Here is a 2051-nt window from a genome sequence, read left to right as displayed (position 1 = left end):
GACGCCGAAGCAGTTCTTCGGACGACCGGAAGCGACAGTGAAGTTGCTGCTGAACAGCCAGCGCTCGGACGGCTGGAAATAGCCGAACGCCTTGATCACGTGCGTGCGATCGTTGGGCAACGGCCCATTGGCGCCCATGGTGATTTCAGGCGAGTCCCAATCCTGCGTCACCGAAGGATCGAGCTGGCCGATGTCGGACTTCAGCAGGCCCTCCGAGTTGCCGTAGCTGCGCGAGAAGATGTACTGCAGCTTGCCGTACCATTGGTTGTTGAAGCGATGCTCCAGGTAGGTGTCGAGCGCGTAGTAGCGACGCTTGAGGTCAGGAAAGCCCAGTTCCTTCTTCGACAGCCGGATGTCCTGGTAGTCGCCATTGCCCGTCATGTCGATGCGGAAGGTGTTGGACTGGCCCGGGTTGAAGATGAAGCAGCGATCGATGTTGGCCTGGCTGAAGTCCACGCCATTGGCTTCGGCATGCCGCGCGAAAGGCCGCGCATCGCAGAAGTCGTCGATGGAGCTGCGCAGCTGGCGGTAGGTGGCGCGGGCACCAAAGGCCCAGTCGGACGACAGCTGCTTGTCGAAGCCGAGGATGAACTCGTCCTGGTAGTAGGCCTTGAGGTTGCGCGCGGCCACCTGCTTCGGATCGGGCGTGCGCCCGTCGGCGCCATTGGAGTAGCTGACGCTGGAGATGGGGGTGACGCCGGTAGGCACACCGGTCACCGGGTCGACGCCGTCGAAGGTGAACCATTCGCGTTCATACAGGGACGCCGACGCTCCGCGGATGGCCACGTTCGAGGGCACGGCCAGATGGTACCGCCCCGCGTTGGCGTACACCTTGAAGGATGAATCGCCCAAGACATCCCAGCTGGCGCCAACGCGCGGCGCCAGCTGGTGACGCTGCTTCACATACACCTGGCCGTCGCCATTGAAGTTCTTGAACTGCTCGTTGCGCAGGCCCAGGTACACAAGCCACTTGTCCGAGACCTGCCAGCGGTCTTCGATGTACTGGGCTTCCTGGTTTGTGCGTGCGCGAGCCTCGCTGATGAAGCGGCGACGAAAGACGACATCCGATCCATCGGACGGAAACTGGATATCAGGATAGGCAGCGACAATGTTCTTGATGACGTCCGGATCCGTCGGAACGGTCTGGTAGTTCCAGTAGTTGTTGCCCTCGTAGCGCGAACCACTGAAGGAATCGAGGAACTGGTTGTCCACGCCCGCCCGGAGGGTATGGCCGCCGATGGTGTACTGGAGGTCGGCGCGCCAGCTGCGCGTCTTGTCGTAGGCGCCAGGCGCGCCCAGCGAACCGCCGACGACACTGCAGCCGGTGATGGGGTTGGAGCCACGGTCTGTTCGCGAATCGGCCACGATCGGGCAGTCGCGGCCCGTCGCGCTGGTGGGGGTGTCCATGTGGTTGCTGCGGCTGCGGCCGGCCAGCACGTTGAGCGTGAGATCGTCGCTGAGGTAGCCGGTGTAGCGCGCGATGTATACGTTGCCGCCCGGTGCGGAGCCGGCGGTCGCGGAGTTCTTCAGGTACCTCTGGCCACGGTAGGCGCCTTCGGTGCCATCGGCCACGGCGTAGTCGTAGCGACGCGTGGTGTCCTCGGCGTTGTCGCCGATCGCGGTGAATTCGACGATGTTGCTATCGGTGATGTTCCAGTCCAGCTTGGTGAGCCAGCGCGTCGCCTTGCCCTGCGATTGATCAAGCGTGTTGGTGGCGATGCTCCCCTGCGAACGCGTGGCGTCGCGGGTGATGTCGGCGGCGGTGTAGAAGAACAGCTTGTCCTTGATCAATGGGCCGCCCAGGTACGCGGCATACTCGTACGACCACCCCTTGTTGTGGCTTCGGTCCTGGTACAGGCGCCCTTGCCGGTAGACGCTTCGCGGTGAGTCGCGAAGTGCCCGGGGGGTCCAGAACACCTGCGCGCCGCCCTTCCACGTATTGCCGCCGCGCTGGGTGACAATATCGACGACGCCGCCGGTGGAACGTCCGTATTCAGCTCCGTAGCCGCCGGTGTAAATCTGCTGCTGGTCGATGGCGTTGAACGGCAGGC

The 2051-nt window shown here is 63.4% G+C and carries 1 protein-coding gene; it reads right to left on the bottom strand.

What is annotated here, in order from left to right; genetic code table 11:
- On the bottom strand, positions 1–2051 hold a 2051-nt coding region (locus VK519_RS12755), incomplete at both ends, for a TonB-dependent receptor plug domain-containing protein (RefSeq protein ID WP_324350314.1).

The sequence above is a fragment of the Pinirhizobacter sp. genome (assembly GCF_035317885.1).
Taxonomy (GTDB): Bacteria; Pseudomonadota; Gammaproteobacteria; order Xanthomonadales; family Rhodanobacteraceae; genus Pinirhizobacter.
This window is presented reverse-complemented; position numbering and strand designations above follow the sequence as displayed.